We start from the raw sequence: 18,402 nt of genomic DNA, 5'->3' as shown, positions 1-18,402 counted from the left end.
ATTAAGTAATCATCAGTATTTTGGCCAGTTTATTATCCAATATCAAAACAAATGGACCATTTACATGAAAAGGTGATAAGTAGCTCAGAATACATTTTTAGATTGACCTAAGTATTAATTCTGGTAAATTTGGCAGGTTAGCCAATTTTCGGCTTTTGGAAACTTTAACGATTTATCTATTTTTTTATGTATTTTGTACCCGTGAGTAGAAGCTCTATTGGGTGTACATAGTTTAGAATTTAGTAAATTGAATGCAAGGGAGAAGTGCAATGTCAGTCTATGACCCGTCGCTGGAAAAAGACAACTGTGGTTTTGGTTTAATTGCCCATCAAGAAGGTGAAGCTAGTCACAAGTTAGTTCGCGTCGCGATTTCATCATTAGACCGTATGCAACATAGGGGCGGTATTGCGGCAGATGGAAAAACAGGAGATGGCTGTGGTTTGCTAATGCAAAAGCCTGACGGGTTTTTCCGTGCTATTGCGGCAGAAAATGATTGGAATCTCGGAAGTAACTACGCCGTTGGTATGATGTTCTTAAATCAAGACACGGATAAATCAGCAGCAGCAAAACAAATCATTAAAGAAGAACTCGAGCGCGAAACACTGAATGTTGTTGGCTGGCGTGAAGTCCCTCTTGATACGAGCGTACTCGGTGAAATTGCAATGTCATCATTGCCACAAATTCAACAAATCTTTATCAATGCTCCCGCTGGTTGGGCACCTAAAGATATCGAGCGTCGTTTATATTTAACTAAACGTCGTATCGAAAAACGCATTACAGATGATAGCGATTTCTATATTGCCAGCTTGTCAAACCTAGTCACGATCTACAAAGGTTTGTGTATGGCGGGTGATCTGCCGAAGTTCTTCTTAGACCTTGCCGATCTTCGTATGCAATCTGCAATTTGTTTATTCCACCAACGATTCTCAACAAATACATCGCCAAAATGGCCGTTAGCACAACCATTCCGCTTTATGGCGCACAATGGTGAAATTAACACGATCGAAGGTAACCGAGAATGGGCTCGCGCACGGAGTTATAAATTTAGCTCGCCATTACTCCCTGATATGCACGACGCGGCACCGTTTGTTAATACCAAAGGTTCAGATTCATCATCAATGGATAACATGCTCGAACTCTTCTTAGCCGGTGGTATGGATATTTTCCGCGCTTTCCGTCTATTAGTGCCGCCAGCATGGCAGAATCATCCCAATATGGATGATGATCTACGCGCATTCTATGATTTTAACTCAATGCATATGGAACCTTGGGATGGCCCAGCGGGTATCGTACTAAGTGATGGTCGTTATGCAGCTTGTGGGCTAGACCGTAATGGTTTACGTCCAGCACGTTATGTACGCACAACAGATGGCTTCATAACCGTGGCCTCTGAAGTCGGTATATGGGATTACACTGCTGATGAAGTTATCGAAAAAGGCCGTGTAGGCCCAGGCGAATTATTAGTTATCGATACTGAAACAGGGAAATTATGGACCTCTTGGGACATTGACCAAGAATTAAAAGGCCGTAATCCTTACCGTGAATGGTTAACTAATAATTCAACGAGACTGACACCATTTGAAGTATTACCAAAAGAAGCAATTGGTATGCGAACTTTTAATGATGAACAATTAGCAACATATCAAAAACAATTTGATTATAGTAGAGAAGAGCTCGATCAGATTATTCGTGTTCTAGGTGAAAATGCGCAAGAAGCGACAGGCTCTATGGGTGATGACACTCCGATGGCTGTACTTTCAACTAAAACACGTTCGCTGTATGACTACTTCCGCCAAAAGTTCGCGCAAGTAACCAACCCGCCAATCGATCCATTACGTGAAAACCATGTCATGTCATTGGCAACTTGCATCGGTCGTGAGCACAATGTATTTAATGAAACAGATGGTCATGCGCACCGCGTACTATTTAATTCACCAATACTACTATTCTCAGATTTCAAGCAAGTCACAGAATTAAGTAACGAGTTCTATAAAACAGCAAAAATTAACCTCTGCTTTAACGGTCAAAATGAGACCTTAGGACGCGCGGTTGCACGTATTACTGCAGAAGCAGTTGAACTTGCTACTTCAGGCGCAGTGCTATTAGTACTAACAGACCGTACGTTAGCGAAAAATCAGCTACCTATTCCAGCAGCAATGGCTGTTGGTGCAGTACAAACAGCCTTGGTTGAAGCTAACTTACGCTGTGATACCAATATTGTTGTAGAAACAGCAAGTGCCCGTGATCCGCATCATTTCGCCGTATTACTTGGTTTTGGTGCAACGGCTGTTTACCCATATCTTGCTTATGAATCACTGCGTAAACTAGTTGAAATAGAGACCATCCCACAAGATATTGCAAAGACATTATTAAACTACCGTAATGGTATTAATAAAGGCCTGTACAAGATCATGTCGAAAATGGGTATTTCTACCATTGCCAGTTACCGTTGCTCACAACTGTTTGAAGCCGTAGGTTTAGCCGATGAAGTTATCGAGTTATGCTTTAAAGGCACAAGCAGCCGTATCAAAGGCGCTGACTTTAGCGATTTCCATATCGACCAACAGAAACTCAGTAAATTAGCATGGACAAAACGTAAACCGACCTCACAAGGCGGTCTACTGAAATATGTTCACGGTGGTGAATACCATGCTTATAATCCCGATGTTGTCAGTACATTACAAACAGCAGTACAAAGCGGTAAATATGAAGACTACAAGCAGTATTCAACAGAAGTAAATGAGCGCCCTATTGCAACCTTGCGTGATATGTTACAGCTGAAAAAATCAGAAAACCCAATTGCGATTGATGATGTTGAACATGAAGATAATCTGTATAAACGTTTTGATACCGCAGCAATGTCAATCGGTGCATTAAGCCCTGAAGCACATGAAGCACTTGCTATTGCGATGAACACCTTAGGTGGTAACTCTAACTCGGGTGAAGGCGGTGAAGACCCACGTCGTTTTGGTACTTTAAAAGTATCTAAAATTAAACAAATCGCGTCTGGCCGCTTTGGTGTAACACCGCATTACTTAATGAATGCAGAAATCATTCAAATTAAAGTAGCACAAGGTGCAAAACCAGGTGAAGGAGGCCAATTACCGGGACATAAAGTAACAACTGAAATTGCTAAACTACGTAATTCAGTACCCGGAGTCACCCTTATTTCACCACCACCGCATCATGATATTTATTCAATTGAAGATTTATCACAGCTGATTTTTGATATTAAACAGATCAACCCATCTGCATTAGTATCCGTTAAATTAGTATCTGAACCAGGTGTTGGTACGATTGCGACAGGTGTTGCAAAAGCGTATGCCGATTTAATTACCATTTCAGGTTATGACGGCGGTACAGCTGCAAGTCCGATTACCTCTGTTAAATATGCAGGTAGCCCTTGGGAGCTTGGCTTGGCAGAAACACAACAAGCATTAGTTGAAAATGGCTTACGTCATCGTATCCGCTTACAAGTCGATGGTGGCCTAAAAACCGGTCTCGATGTTGTTAAAGGTGCGATTCTTGGTGCCGAAAGCTTTGGCTTTGGTACTGGACCAATGGTGGCCTTAGGTTGTAAATTCCTGCGAATTTGTCACCTAAACAACTGCGCGACAGGTGTTGCAACACAAGACGACAAATTACGTCAAGATCACTTCCATGGTCTACCGGAAATGGTCATGAACTACTTCAAATTTATTGCTCAAGAAACCCGTGAAATAATGGCATCACTTGGCGTAACTCAGTTAACCGATTTAATTGGTCGTACTGATTTATTAGTGCAACTAGACGGGCTCACTGATAAACAACGTAAAATTGATTTATCTGGTATTACCTATAAACCAAAGCCAAAAGAAGGCTTAGGTATATATTGCCAAGCAACCAACGAACCGTATGATAAAGCAGAGCTTAACGAAGCTTTAATTGCGCATTACTTAGAATCAATCACTGAAAAATCAGGGTTATCAAGTAGCTTCCCAATTAAAAATACCGATCGTTCAGTTGGTGCCCGTCTGTCTGGTGAAATTGCAAAACAGCATGGTAACCAAGGTATGGCATCGGATCCTATCACAGTAAACTTTACAGGTACTGCCGGTCAAAGTTTTGGTGTATGGAATGCTGGCGGATTAAACCTTAATCTGACTGGCGATGCCAACGATTACGTAGGCAAAGGCATGACAGGTGGGCGTATTGTTATTCGCCCAGAACCTGGTTCAGCGTTTAAAACACACGAAGCGGTTATCGCAGGTAATACTTGTCTATATGGCGCATCAGGTGGCGAATTATACGCAGCAGGCTTAGCTGGCGAACGTTTCGCGGTACGTAACTCTGGTGCAAATGCTGTAATCGAAGGTATTGGTGACAACGGTTGTGAATACATGACGGGTGGTATTGTGACAGTCCTAGGTGATACGGGTGTTAACTTTGGTGCTGGTATGACAGGTGGTTTTGCTTATATTTATGACCTAAGTGGTCAATTAGCAAGTAAACTTAACAATGAACTAGTGGAGCAACATGCAGTAACGGATTACCCAATGCACGTTGAACACCTTCGCGGTATTATCATTGAACACCTTGCTCAAACATGTAGTCAACATGCGCAAGACCTGCTTAATGAATTCGATACGGTGATAAGAAAATTCTTTATTATCAAGCCTAAATCAGCTGATATGAACGCATTACTTGGCCATAAATCACGCTCTGCTGCAGAGCTACGTGTCCAGGCTCAATAGGAGGGATCATGAGTAATAATGTATTTCAATTTGTCGATGTACAACGCATTGATCCAGATAAAAAAGCGTTAAAGATCCGTAAAGTGGACTTTATCGAAATTTATAAACCGTTTACAGCGAACCAAGCAAAAATGCAAGCGGGTCGTTGTTTAGAATGTGGTAACCCATACTGTGAGTGGAAATGCCCTGTACATAACTACATTCCAAACTGGCTAAAATTGGTTGAAGAAGGTCGTATTATTGAAGCTGCAGAGCTTTGTCATGAAACCAACAGCTTACCTGAAGTTTGTGGTCGAGTTTGCCCACAAGATCGTTTATGCGAAGGTTCTTGTACACTAAATACAGATTTCGGTGCGGTTACTATTGGTAATGTTGAAAAATACATTACCGACGAAGCCTTTAAGATGGGCTGGCGCCCAGACATGTCTAAGGTTGTTCGCAATGATAAAAAAGTGGCTATTATCGGTGCGGGTCCAGCTGGTCTTGCCACTGCAGATATCTTAGTCCGTAATGGTGTAACACCCGTCGTTTATGACCGTAACCCAGAAATCGGTGGTCTATTAACGTTCGGTATTCCAGCATTTAAGCTTGATAAAAGTGTAATGACTCATCGCCGTGAAGTATTCACAGAAATGGGTATCGAATTTTGCCTTAACACTGAAATTGGTAAAGATATTCAATTCAGTCAATTAGTGGCAGAGTATGATGCTGTATTTGTTGGTGTTGGTACGTATAAATACATCAATGGTGGTTTTGACAACGGGGCTGCACAAGGTGTTTATGACGCCCTACCTTACCTGATTGCAAATACGAATAATGAACTCGGCTTTGAAAAAAGTGCTGATGAATTTATCAATTTAAAAGGTAAAACGGTCGTTGTCCTTGGTGGTGGTGATACGGCGATGGACTGTGTTCGAACTGCGGTTCGTCAAGGTGCTAAAAACGTTTATTGTGCTTATCGCCGAGACGAAATAAGCATGCCAGGTTCTAAGCGCGAAGTTAAAAATGCCAAAGAAGAAGGCGTTAAATTCTTATGGAATTTACAACCACTTGATATTGAAGTTGTTGGCGATAAAACCACAGGCGTTAAAATGGTGAAAACCCGTTTAGGTAAGCCAGATGAAAAAGGTCGTCGTCGTGCCGAACAAGTGATTGGTTCTGAGCACGTGCTAAAAGCCGATGCGGTTATTCAAGCATTTGGTTTCCAACCAAATCCGGCACAATGGTTATTGGATGAGGGTGTAACAACAAATAGCTGGAATGGCATTATTGCACCAGAACAAAGCGACTTCCCATTCCAAACCGCAAATCCGAAAATCTTTGCTGGCGGAGATGCTGTTCGAGGGTCAGATTTAGTCGTAACAGCGATTGATGAAGGTCGCCGTGCTGCCGAGGCAATACTCGACTACTTAGACGTTTAAAGATTAAAGAGTTAAACGCTTGAAATTACATATCTAATTAAAAACGCTAGCATTATTAATGTTGGCGTTTTTTTATTCTTTATTTTAAGCTATAAAAATCGACAATATATTTAATTATAGACTGATTTTTTATATTATATCCGTCACCTTAAAGACATCAATGGCTTAATATTAGGTAATAATGAATTCGCTTAACGCCCTCAGAACAACGAAATTAAAGTTGATTAGACTCAGAATCGCTTTCACTTTTTTAAGTATGCTAGTTAGCGTACCGAGCTTTGCTGCGCAAGAGATAATTTTAGGCGATTATATTAAAACAGAATCCCCCCACCCTGTTACCGAGCCGACGAGCATTGAGACCAATATCTCCGTGAATACAGACGCGGTTACCACCACTGAAAATAGTCAAGAAATCATCCTCGCGGATAGCTTAGGTACAGATGAAGACTGGGTCTGGTTAAAATCGGGAGAATTCTTAATTGGGAAAATTGAAGATCTCTATAATGACAAACTTGCTTTTGATAGCGATGACCTCGGCGATTTAAAAATTAAATGGAAAGACATTAGCCGTATTAATAGCCGCCAATTATTTACCATTTTAACCGTTAACGGGAGGGTTATCACAGGTACGATTGCACTTGAAAATGGTGTAATGACGATCAGTAACAATCGTCAACATAAAATTAATCAAAAAGACCTTATGACCCTGATCGCAGGCCCCGAAACCGGTACCAATATCTGGAAAGGTAAGGTAGCCTTAGGGGCAAACCTAAGCTCGGGTAATACCAATAAACTAGAATATAATACCAATGTTGAGTTTTCTCGTCACACCACAACATCACGAATTAAAACCTCATATACCGCGATCATTGGCGAGACCAATAATGTGCAAACCGATGAGAGCCATCGTTTCCTAATGACCTACGATGTTTATAGTGATAAAGATCTTTTTTTCCGACCAATTGATTTAAACTTATATCGCGATCCGCTACAAAATGTAAACAGCCAGATCGATCTCGGTATGGGTATCGGTTATCAATTTATTGACGACGGCGAGCAAGAGTTGGAAATGAACTTAGGTCCTTCTTATTTATATACGAAATATGAACATACTGATGCAGAACTCAATAAAAGTGATGCCAGCCTCGCTCTATCCTTCGGTCTCGATTATGAACGTGAAATACATGACAAGATTGATTTGGAATTAAGTTATAAATTGATGGCAACAGAATCTGACCTTGGTGGACTCCGACAAAATACGAAATTAAACTTTGATATTGAGCTCACTGATGTACTTGATTTCGAAATTACATTTCTCTGGGTCCGAATCAATAATCCCCCACCCGATATTGATGGCTCTCCATTAGAAAAAAATGACTTTCGACTTACGTTTGGCTTAGGTGTTTCTTTTAATTAATACCTTGGTGACCAATTCATACCGCAACAAAACTGTGCTAGCATTACATTTTTCGAGATAGATTAGAGACAACGATGAAAATTGGTATTATTGGTGCAATGGAGCAGGAAGTTGAGATCCTGCGCGAACAACTAGAAAACGTAACAACATTTACTCAAGCTGGCTGTGAATACTATAGCGGATCACTTGCAGGTCATGATGTAATTTTAAGTAAATCAGGTATTGGTAAAGTTGCTGCAGCTGTAGCGACAACATTACTGCTTGAACATTACAAACCTGATTACATTATCAATACCGGTTCCGCAGGCGGTTACGATAAAACGCTTAAAATTGGTGATGTAGTGATCTCAAGTGAAGTGCGTCACCACGACGTTGACTTAACTGTGTTTGGTTACGAAATAGGTCAATGTGCACAAAAACCTGCTGCTTATATCCCTGAGCCACGTCTTGTTGAAGCCGCTAAAAAAGCGATCTCAGCAGACAGCGACATTAAAACTATCGAAGGTTTAATTTGCACTGGTGATAGCTTCATGGCTGATCCGAAAAAAGTAGAAGAAGCACGTACTAACTTCCCTACAATGGCAGCAGTAGAAATGGAAGCAGCAGCAATTGCGCAAACATGTCACCAGTTTGACGTACCTTTTGTTGTGATCCGTTCATTATCAGATATTGCAGGTAAAGAATCTCCAACATCATTTGAAGAATACCTGGTTGTTGCCGCGAAGAACTCATCAGCAATGGTAGTAAACATGTTACACGAGTTAAAATAACATGAACTTGGTCATGGATTGGACCAGTTTGCAGTCAGTGTTTATATTGCTGACTGCAGTCGTCATCGCACGCTTACCACTCTGCCCACCTCACTTTCACCCTACGCAACTTTTAAACCTATTCTTTAACGCCATTGCGGATAAAGTAAATAATGCACAACGCAGCCACCAGCAACAATATATTGCAGGTAACCTTGCGCTCATCACCATGCTTGGATTTATCTTAATTATCGCAGCCGTCATTCAATTTATTGTGATTGAACCCATCTTATTTGAGTTCGTACTATTACTGTGTTTATTGCAATGGGAAAAAATAAATTTACCTGAAATTGATTTAGGTAACCTCGAAAAACAAACTATCATAAGCCAAATACAGCCTCGGACATTACGCGATTTAGACCCGTTATCCTTGCTCGGTTTGCATAAAGCCAGTATTGAAAACCTGTGTCTACGTAATAGCTATCAGTGGTTTGCCGTTATATTTTGGTATATCAGCGTTGGTATCTGGGCCGCGATTATTTATCGTGTAATTCAACTAATGGCACATAACTGGAATAGTAAACTAGCCGTTAATCGTCATTTTGGCCGCCCTGCAGCATTCTTACTACACTTACTTTCAGCGCCTAATCATATCATTCTCGGATGCACATTACGCAGCTTACAACGTGCGACAAGTCCGTTAGCAAATTTAAACAAACAGGCAAAGAAATGGCATCACTTTAGCAGCGGCTTTTTATTATCAAGTTTTGCCTATAGTCTCGCAATTCAATTAGGTGGCCCACGAAAATACCAAGGTACAATGTACCGGTTTAGTCAGCTTGGTCATACCGAACCCGCACAGCGCGATGATATCAACCGAGCACAACAAAAACTGACGTGGGCATTACTCGTCTGGTTAATTTTTATCAGCGCGATCTATCTGCTTATTTCAATTAGATAGTCTTACGATAGTCAATTTTACTTTCCAACATCATGAGAACTTATGTCTTTTTACGCACGGCTCATTACGCTAGTTATCATCCCACTTGTCGTATTATCATTACCGGTTCAAGCATTACCTTTACCAGAACAAGAAAAGTACCCACAGCGTATCGTATCGCTCTCACCACATACTACAGAGCTGGTTTTTGCCGCCGGTGCTGGTGATAGGCTGATCGGTGTCAGTGCTTACTCTGATTATCCTGAAGAGGCCAAAGCATTGCCCATTGTCGCTAGCTCGCAACAAATAAATATCGAAACGATACTCGCGCTTGAGCCCGATATGATTATTTACTGGCAACAAGGCAATTCAGCGGCCGATATCAACCGACTCAAAAAATTTGGGATCCCCGTCTATGCATCAAAAACGGGGGGATTAGCCGATGTTGCCACACAAATACAAAATCTTGGTGAAGTCTTTGGTACACAAGCGATTGCTAACCCAGTCAGCAATAGATACCTTAAAGCCTTAGATCAACTACGTGAAGATTATAAGAATAATCCCAAACAAGATCTGTTTTATCAAGTGTGGGCAACGCCATTAATGACAGTAGCCAGTGATCCTTGGTTACAAGAACAATTCGCCCTGTGTGGGTTTAATAATGTATTCAGTGACAGTCCTGTTCCCTATCCAGTGATCAACATTGAGCAAGTACTCGTGAAACAACCCGCGGTGATCATCGCAGGTACAGTCAACGACAGTGAATTACAACAGTGGCAAACTTGGAAAAGCATCCCTGCGGTTAAAGATGGTAATATATTTAGAATTAATCCAGATGTATCTCACCGTTTTTCTCCCCGCGTACTGACAGGAATAAAAACACTCTGTGATATAGCGCTTCAAGCGAAAAAATAATCCAAAATAAGCATGAATATTGCCATAATTCAAACAGCTAACTAAAATAGTAACAATACCAACTTTGGTATTGTTACTATTTTAATTCTTATCGATGGCAATCACTTATGGCACTGTTTACAACATTATTAATTGCACCATATCAACTAATAGCAAGCAACAGATGAGTGCGTGGGCATGGTTATATCGATTTTATGATATTTTCTGGCGTAAACGAATTTACTTGCTGATCCCAATATTAACGATGCCCCTGATTGGCTATCAAGTTGGCCGTAGTATTCCAGATAGCTATCACTCTCATACCACCATTTTACTGCAAGAACGCAACCTGCTAAATCCGTTCTTAGCCGAATTATCACTGCCCCTTAATATTCAGTCTCGATTTAAAACCATTAATATTCTCGCTAAACGTAAGTCAGTATTATTAGAGGTAGCAAGCCAAGTTGGGTTAATTAAATCAAGTGATTCAACAGAACAGCAGCAAGCAATCGTTGAGAAAATAAAAGCGTCATTAACGCTATTTCTCACGGGGACAGACTTAGTCACTATTGAAATGGTATGGCCGGATCCACAACAATTAAGCGTGATACTCGACGTGGTCAGTAATCAATTTATTTTACGATTAACTAAGCCCAACCAAGATGTCGCATTAAACAGTAAAATTTTTCTTGCTGAGCAACTAAAGCAACAACATAAAGTATTATTACGAGCTGAAAAATCCCTTTTTGACTATAAATTTAAACATGCCGACATCATTCCTGAGTTATATGCTGCCAGAGAGTCGGAACAGATTCACATCACAAGTACGATGAAAGATAAAGAGCAAGCATTAGCCTTGCTACAATCTAAGTTAACGCTATTAACAAAGAAACTAATCCTAACCAATCCCGCAGCTCAGTTTATTGATAATAAAATGAGACAGCTCGAAACATTAAAAATCCAACAATTAGCACATTACACAAAACAACACTCGCAAGTTAAGTCAACAAACCGACAGATATCTCGTCTACAAGAGCAAAGACAAGAACTCCAATCTAAAATACAAAACCAGCAAGCGCTAGATTTACTGTTAAACCGTATTACGCGACTTACACATCAAGCATTAACAACCCAGGTAACACCGTTATTACTGAATGAACTAGATGATTATGAGTACTATAGAAACACCATCATGAAAATAAAGTTAGAATTGAAAACATTAGAAAAGCAGCATGCATATTTCCAAAAAAATCAAAATAAGTATTCAATTGTTGAACAAGAGTTACTACAATTACAACGTAATTTCACGACAACAAACACGTTTTATCAGAATCTACTCACGCGCTATGAAATGGTATCAATTAGTTATGATCTCAGCGAATTTGAGTCGACAAATACAGTTAAAATAATTACACCGCCTTTCATTCCCGAACAAACGATAAATTTATCCCTGCCAATTTATATTTTGTTGGGATTATTACTCGGAATAATACAGGGGATAGCGATTAGCTTAACCCTGTCGATAACGCAAGATACCTTATGGCATGAAAGTCGAATAGCTCACGTAACGGGTTTAAAAACCATTACACGTCTCCCTTTAATTTCATCATCAGGTCGATAAGTGATCTGTAAAATCGTTTTACCTTTTCCTAACGGATCTTCAGATATAACAATGTGTGGTATCGCCATATACTTAGGGCTATATCCTTCAAATGGTAATTTATCTTTCACCAAAAGAACAAAATTACCAAAACCTATACGTTCATAATCAGGATAATAAGACTGATAAAATTCAAGTACAGAAGCAGCACTTGCATCCACACTATAACTGGCTAATGGTAAACTTTCTATACGATTAAGATGCAAACCTTCTGGGACAAAATTTTGTAATGCTGCGCCGTCATAAACGGGTAAGAAATGGGGTGGTAATCGGAAGTTTTTATCTTTATTTTCCATTTTATCCTGTCTGTCTTTATCAACAGCATCCGTTTTTTTAGTCTGATGGTTCTCTAAAGACGCCTCATCCGAGCCCTGAAGAATGCCTTCGTTATACAGATCTAATAATGCCTGTTGAAATACCCGCTTAATGACGTCAAATATAATCACATCGGGCTGTTTAGCGGCAATAGCATCCATCTCAGTGGCGATAGTTTTAACCCGAGATGAATTAACAAACTGCCTATAATGACGGAGATCATTACATTGACGACAAAAATTAGTCAGTAAATCCGCGGTGGTAATTGTAATCACATCTCCCTGTATATATTCAGGAAAGATAAATAAAGATTCGAGGTTCAAACCATTACTTGAAAAGAGTTCCAAATAATAGGCTTCAGTGCTATTCGCAATATCGCTGTTATTAAGGCATAACTGATTATTAACGATGGGCTGTGATAATATTTCATCCAGATAAATTGGTTTATTTTGTAAATAAGGTGACGTAAGTTTTACTAAAATAGCACAATTATTCGCTATCGCTAATGCCGGTAATAATGCTGTCATCATCACGATTATTTTAAGCAACTGCATTTGATATCCTTATCTTGCAATTATTTCAAACATGATCAAATTAGAGAAAACATCCATTTCAACTCTAAACTTATCGCTTTGTTAGTCGGTTTAATTTAACAGTAATTCACACTAATCTTAACGATCAAGGTCACTATATTAACAATCACTAAAAATAAACGCCTTAAAATGCATTATCAATAGTTGCATATTAAAATTAATACGCTATATTAAAATTAGAAAATCGAAACAGCCGACCACTTTATTGGTCAAGCAGGTGTGATACATCGTATTTGGCTTTTCAATGCCGGCGTGCTTGGTTATCTCACTCTAACTTAGGGTTAGCGCTTTAGAAAAACAGCATTCAGAATTACAAAAAAGCTCACTACTAGCAGTGAGCTTTTTTGTGTTTGTAGACTAATATCAATAACGAATATCGCTAATGACTGTTTACCATAGCAACAAGCCGTATAGACATACCGCTTAATTCATCACTGACTTGCAGCAACTCAGCAATACTCTTATTCATCGCTTTTACGCTCAACTCATTCGTCTTAGTGACCAAGGTTACTGTTTCACTTGCAGACAATACACCCGTAATATTTTCATTAGTATTCACAGCATTGCTTGTCACACATGTAATTTGACCACTCATATTCGTTACCGCATCAATAATTTCAGCGAATGTTTCAGCATTCGTTTCAACGGCTTCATAACCATTGTTTACATCGGATGAACTTTTTTCAATGAGCAGCTTAATTTCATTGGCTGATTCCGTACTACGTTTTGATAGATTACGCACTTCATCTGCCACAACCGCAAATCCACGGCCGAGTTCGCCCGCTCTCGCGGCTTCAATCGCGGCATTGAGCGCAAGTAGATTAGTTTGATTTGCGATGTCGGTGATCACCATGATTGCCTTTTCAATCGCGTCATTACTCTCTTTAATATCAGACATAGAAGTAATCGTGGCAGTCATCGCCACCGAACTATTATCTGCTTGGTCTTCAACACGTTGCGAATCATTACTTACCGTTTGAATTATATCACTGGCATCACCAACGAGTAATGCTGTATGTTGCAGTAATTCATTAATATGCCCAGTTGCTGATACCTGCTCTCCAACACCATCATCAATGTCTTTTGCGTATTTCGACATTTCTGTTAAATGGCTGGTTAAGTCATTTGATGTCTGCACCAATTGAGTAACAGTCTCACTCACTTGATTAAATAATTGCTGTAATTCTTCACGACTTTGCTCCGCAGCATGAGAGGCTGATTCGGCCGCTTCAAGCGCCGTATTATTACTAGTAATGGCCTTGTCACGTAACTTACTGTTGTAGTGGTTAGCGAACCAAATAGCCAAAGGTGGTAAAAGCAAAGCAGAATAATGCTCAACCTTGGCATCTTTGGCCGATAAAACCAATTGTGGTAGTTCATAACCCGTATAATCCATCACCACCATCACCACATAAACGGAGACCATGATCACCGACCAGAAAAAACCTGATTTCGCATTAATTAATAAATAAGCAAAAATCGTCATCGCAGCAACCCACATGATTGAATGAGAAGCAGCCCCGCCAGTTTGAAACATCAGATTGGATAAATGAATCATGCCACCAAACAGCATGACGTTACCCGCAACAATAGGATTAACAGCCAGTTTAACTAAGCTAATACTACCTAAGAAGCCGATCAGCATAATAACCGACGTCGTCACGAGCGCTGCCACCTCTAAATTGTTCCATTTGATCGCGCTATAGCCACCAACAATGATCCCGACTAAAGCAAAGGTGATCACCCCCATGCTTTTAATTTTATCATCGTCAGTCTGTTGTTCACGCAGCAGAAACTGGTAAAAGTGGCTTAAAAATGATGACATCTATAATCCTTTATTTAAATAACATAGAGTATGGGCATGGAGCATTTAAGAAACTAACATGCTTCATACTCTAACGCCATGCTACTATTACTAAAGTGTTATATTTGAAGGCGTTTAGTTAAAATACATCGCTGCCGACAATAATGCTTGCGTATAAGCATGTTGCGGTTGATTGAAGACCGATTCTGTTTCACCTTCTTCAACAACCTTACCCGCTTTCAACACTAATATACGATGACTCACAGCCCGTACAACACTTAAATCATGGGTGATAAATATATAACTTAATTGATGCTGCTGCTGTAATTGACACAATAAATCTAAGATCTGTTTTTGTACCGTCCGATCTAATGCAGATGTAGGCTCATCTAAAATTAATATTTTTGGCTTTAGTACTAAGGCACGTGCGATTGCAATACGTTGACGTTGTCCTCCCGAAAATTGATGCGGATAACGCGCTAAGGCATCCGCAGGTAGCGCAACATCAACTAAGGCTTGCTTAACCGCTATTTCTATTTCAGCATCGCTGTGCTTACCCTGCACCTCTAAACCCTCACTGATAATCTGACGTACCGACATACGCGGGCTTAAGCTACCAAACGGATCTTGAAAGACGATTTGTAACGACTGACGATAAACGCGCATAGCGGTCAAATTTAGTCTTTGCAGATTAGTACCATTAAAATAAATATCTCCTTCACTCTCAATCAACCTCAATAAACCGAGTACCAAGGTGCTTTTACCAGAACCACTTTCCCCAACAATACCAAGCGTTTCACCTTCATTTAATTGCAACGAGACACCGTCAACGGCTTTAACATGATCGTAAGTACGCTGCCAAAGCCCTTTTTTTAGTGGAAACCAAACTTTGAAATCTTTGATCTGTAATAACGGTTTTGTAGATATCAACGTAGGCATGTCACGTTGTGGTTCAGCATCCAACAAGGTTTTGGTATAAGTATGCCGAGGGTCTGAAAAAATACGTTCAACAGCACCCGTCTCCACAATTCTCCCCTGTTTCATCACTGCCACGTCATCGGCCAAATGTTTAACGATATTCAGATCATGGGTGATCATTAATATTGCCATTCCCAATTTAGCTTGTAATGATTTTAACAATTCCAAAATTTGTAATTGCACAGTAACATCGAGCGCGGTTGTCGGCTCATCTGCAATCAATAAATCTGGTTCATTCGCTAACGCCATGGCAATCATCACACGTTGACGCTGACCGCCCGATAATTCATGCGGATAAGCGTCTAATCGTTTTTTGGGTTCAGGTATCGCGACTAAATCGAGTAATTCAAGACAACGTAACTGGGCTGATTTTTTATTGAGACCCTGATGTAAGAAGAGTATTTCTGATATCTGTTTTTCAATAGTATGCAAAGGATTAAGCGAGGTCATTGGTTCTTGGAAGATCATACTGGCCATATTACCACGTAGCGATTGCATCACAGCCCGGTCTTTGCCTATGACTTCTTTACCCATCAACTTAATACTGCCCGCGGGATAGCTCGCCGCAGGAAACGGTAATAACTGCAGAATAGATAATGCAGTCACTGATTTACCTGAACCACTTTCACCCACCAGCGCAAATGTTTTACCTTTCTCAATATTAAACGAGACGTGCTCAACGACTTGTTGTTGACCAAAAGTAATCGATAAATCATTGACTTCAAGTACCAGCGGTTTCGCTTCAGCGTTATTCATCACGCTCCCTTACGAGGATCAAACGCATCACGCGCCGCCTCTCCAATAAAGACTAATAACACCAAAATTACCGACATAGACACAAACGCAGTAATCCCCAACCAAGGCGCTTGTAAATTATTTTTACCTTGCTTAATTAACTCACCTAACGAAGGTGACCCTACTTCTAAACCAAAACCAAGAAAATCTAACGAGGTTAATGTGGTCAATGCACCTGTGAAGATAAACGGCATAAAAGTCATCGTAGCCACCATGGCATTAGGCAGAATATGTTTAAACATAATCGCACGGTGAGATTGCCCCAGCGCTTTCGCTGCAATGACATATTCGAGATGACGACCACGTAAAAATTCGGCTCGAACCACATCCACCAATGCCATCCAGCTAAATAGCAGCATAATACCCAACAACCACCAAAAATTAGGTTGCACTAAACTGGCTAAAATAATTAACAAGAACAGCATAGGCAAGCCTGACCAGATCTCGATAAAACGCTGGCCATAAAGATCTATACGACCACCAAAGTAGCCTTGTGTCGCGCCCACGGCTACACCTATGATAGTGCTAAATATGGTCAGAGTGATCGCAAACAACACTGATATACGAAAGCCATAAATAAGGCGCGCCAATACATCACGACTTTGATCATCGGTGCCTAATAAATTTTGACTGTCCGGCGCAGATGGTGCGGGTACCGTTAAATTGTAATTAAACGTATCATAGCTAAACCGGATCAAAGGCCACCACATTTCTCCTTGTTCTAAAATAATCTCTTGAATATATTCATCACGATAATCTGCGGGAATATCGAGTTCACCACCAAATTCCAACTCGCTATAATTATATAAAATAGGTAAGTAATAACTTTCTTTATAGCGTACTAATAACGGCTTATCATTCGCAATAATATCGGCACATAAGCTCAATAAGAATAACCCACTGAACAACCATAGCGACCAATAACCACGTTTATTATGTTTAAAGGTTTGCCAACGATTTAGATTCACCGGATTTTGTTTAATGCGATGCCACGTTGCGATCCAGCCCATTATGATTGCGCCTCAAAATTAATTCGTGGGTCAATCAGCATATAAGTAACATCACTGATTAACTTAATAATCAGTCCCATTAGCGTAAAAATATACAAGGTACCAAACACCACCGGATAATCACGATTAATCACCGACTCAAAACCCAATAACCCAAGTCCATCTAACGAGAAAATAATTTCAATCATCAAGGATCCTGTAAAAAAAATACTGATCAGCGCTGCCGGTAATCCAGCTATAACTAATAACATCGCATTGCGAAATACATGTCCGTATAAGACCTTATTTTCGGTCAATCCTTTGGCTCTCGCCGTGACCACATATTGCTTATTAATTTCATCTAAAAATGTATTCTTGGTCAGCAAGGTTAAGGTCGCAAAACTGCTGATCACTGAGGCCACAATAGGTAAGGTTAAATGCCAGAAATAATCTTTAATTTGCTCGAAGGTCGTTAATTCATCGAAGTTAGCAGAAGTGAGCCCACGTAAAGGGAACCAATCAAAATAGCTGCCCCCCGCAAATACCACAATCAGTAATAGCGCAAACAAAAAGTTAGGTATCGCGAAACCAATCACCACTGCACTCGAACTCCACACATCAAATAATGAGCCGTGTGAGATGGCTTTCTTTATCCCCAAAGGTATCGAAATAAGATACACCAAGATCGTGGTCCACAAGCCTAATGAAATAGACACAGGTAACTTATCCAATACGAGATCAATAACAGAGCTATCGCGAAAAAAACTATCGCCAAAATCAAATCGTAAATAACTTTTAAGCATCAACCAATAGCGTTCATACAAAGGCTTATCAAATCCATATAACCGTTCTAACTCTTTTATATATTCAGGATCAATACCTTGTGCGCCACGATACTGGTTACCACTATCATGATTTAAATTAACTTTCACTTCCCCCTGACTATTACCGTCAACACGACTGGTTGCTGACGATTCTATTCCTTGTAATTTAGCTAACGACTGCTCAACAGGTCCACCCGGCGCCGCTTGGATGATAATAAAATTAAGAGTGATAATACCCAACAGTGTCGGGATCATTAACAAACAACGACGCAGTATATAGATCCACATTT

At 40.1% G+C, this 18,402-nt stretch carries 12 protein-coding genes; 7 read left to right on the top strand and 5 right to left on the bottom strand.

Annotated elements, in window-relative coordinates:
• The first annotated feature begins 269 nt into the window (after window positions 1–269).
• The 7 genes from gltB (at window position 270) to HWV03_RS04280 (ending at window position 11,775) form a co-directional block, all read left to right on the top strand.
• Window positions 270–4,733, top strand: coding sequence for a glutamate synthase large subunit (gene gltB, locus HWV03_RS04310; RefSeq protein WP_211678613.1), 4,464 nt, complete (start codon window positions 270–272; stop codon window positions 4,731–4,733).
• Window positions 4,734–4,741: 8 nt separating this feature from the next.
• Complete coding sequence (locus HWV03_RS04305; RefSeq protein WP_211678612.1) at window positions 4,742–6,154, top strand: FAD-dependent oxidoreductase; 1,413 nt, start codon at window positions 4,742–4,744, stop codon at window positions 6,152–6,154.
• A gap of 220 nt (window positions 6,155–6,374) precedes the next feature.
• The gene (locus HWV03_RS04300) at window positions 6,375–7,571 is read left to right on the top strand and encodes a DUF481 domain-containing protein (RefSeq protein WP_255547063.1); all 1,197 of its coding nucleotides are present in this window, start codon (window positions 6,375–6,377) and stop codon (window positions 7,569–7,571) included.
• Between the two features lie 74 nt (window positions 7,572–7,645).
• Window positions 7,646–8,341, top strand: coding sequence for a 5'-methylthioadenosine/S-adenosylhomocysteine nucleosidase (gene mtnN, locus HWV03_RS04295; protein WP_211678610.1), 696 nt, complete (start codon window positions 7,646–7,648; stop codon window positions 8,339–8,341).
• A gap of 13 nt (window positions 8,342–8,354) precedes the next feature.
• Window positions 8,355–9,281 carry a cobalamin biosynthesis protein CobD/CbiB gene (locus HWV03_RS04290; protein WP_255547062.1) on the top strand — a complete coding sequence of 309 codons (927 nt, stop codon included), beginning with the start codon at window positions 8,355–8,357 and terminating at the stop codon, window positions 9,279–9,281.
• 42 nt (window positions 9,282–9,323) lie between these two features.
• On the top strand, window positions 9,324–10,175 hold the full coding sequence (locus HWV03_RS04285) for a cobalamin-binding protein (protein WP_211678608.1): 852 nt from the start codon (window positions 9,324–9,326) through the stop codon (window positions 10,173–10,175).
• A gap of 163 nt (window positions 10,176–10,338) precedes the next feature.
• A complete protein-coding gene (locus HWV03_RS04280; protein ID WP_211678607.1) occupies window positions 10,339–11,775 on the top strand; it encodes a GumC family protein in 1,437 nt (478 codons plus the stop codon).
• On the opposite strand, the gene HWV03_RS04275 is transcribed toward HWV03_RS04280, so the two are convergent.
• The 5 genes from HWV03_RS04275 to HWV03_RS04255 form a co-directional block, all read right to left on the bottom strand.
• A complete protein-coding gene (locus HWV03_RS04275; protein WP_211678606.1) occupies window positions 11,715–12,683 on the bottom strand; it encodes a hypothetical protein in 969 nt (322 codons plus the stop codon). The genes HWV03_RS04280 and HWV03_RS04275 overlap by 61 nt on opposite strands.
• A 418-nt stretch (window positions 12,684–13,101) precedes the next feature.
• Window positions 13,102–14,547, bottom strand: coding sequence for a methyl-accepting chemotaxis protein (locus tag HWV03_RS04270; RefSeq protein WP_211678605.1), 1,446 nt, complete (start codon window positions 14,545–14,547; stop codon window positions 13,102–13,104).
• A 114-nt stretch (window positions 14,548–14,661) separates the two neighbouring features.
• On the bottom strand, window positions 14,662–16,260 hold the full coding sequence (locus HWV03_RS04265) for an ABC transporter ATP-binding protein (RefSeq protein ID WP_211678604.1): 1,599 nt from the start codon (window positions 16,258–16,260) through the stop codon (window positions 14,662–14,664).
• Window positions 16,260–17,309, bottom strand: a complete 1,050-nt coding sequence (locus HWV03_RS04260) for an ABC transporter permease (RefSeq protein ID WP_211678603.1) — start codon at window positions 17,307–17,309, stop codon at window positions 16,260–16,262. The genes HWV03_RS04265 and HWV03_RS04260 overlap by 1 nt, the downstream gene beginning before the upstream one ends.
• Window positions 17,309–18,400, bottom strand: a complete 1,092-nt coding sequence (locus tag HWV03_RS04255) for a microcin C ABC transporter permease YejB (RefSeq protein ID WP_211678602.1) — start codon at window positions 18,398–18,400, stop codon at window positions 17,309–17,311. The genes HWV03_RS04260 and HWV03_RS04255 overlap by 1 nt, the downstream gene beginning before the upstream one ends.
• Window positions 18,401–18,402 lie beyond the last annotated feature (2 nt).

Origin of the sequence: Moritella sp. 36 (genome assembly GCF_018219415.1) — a bacterium.
Taxonomy (GTDB): Bacteria; Pseudomonadota; Gammaproteobacteria; order Enterobacterales; family Moritellaceae; genus Moritella.
This window is presented reverse-complemented; position numbering and strand designations above follow the sequence as displayed.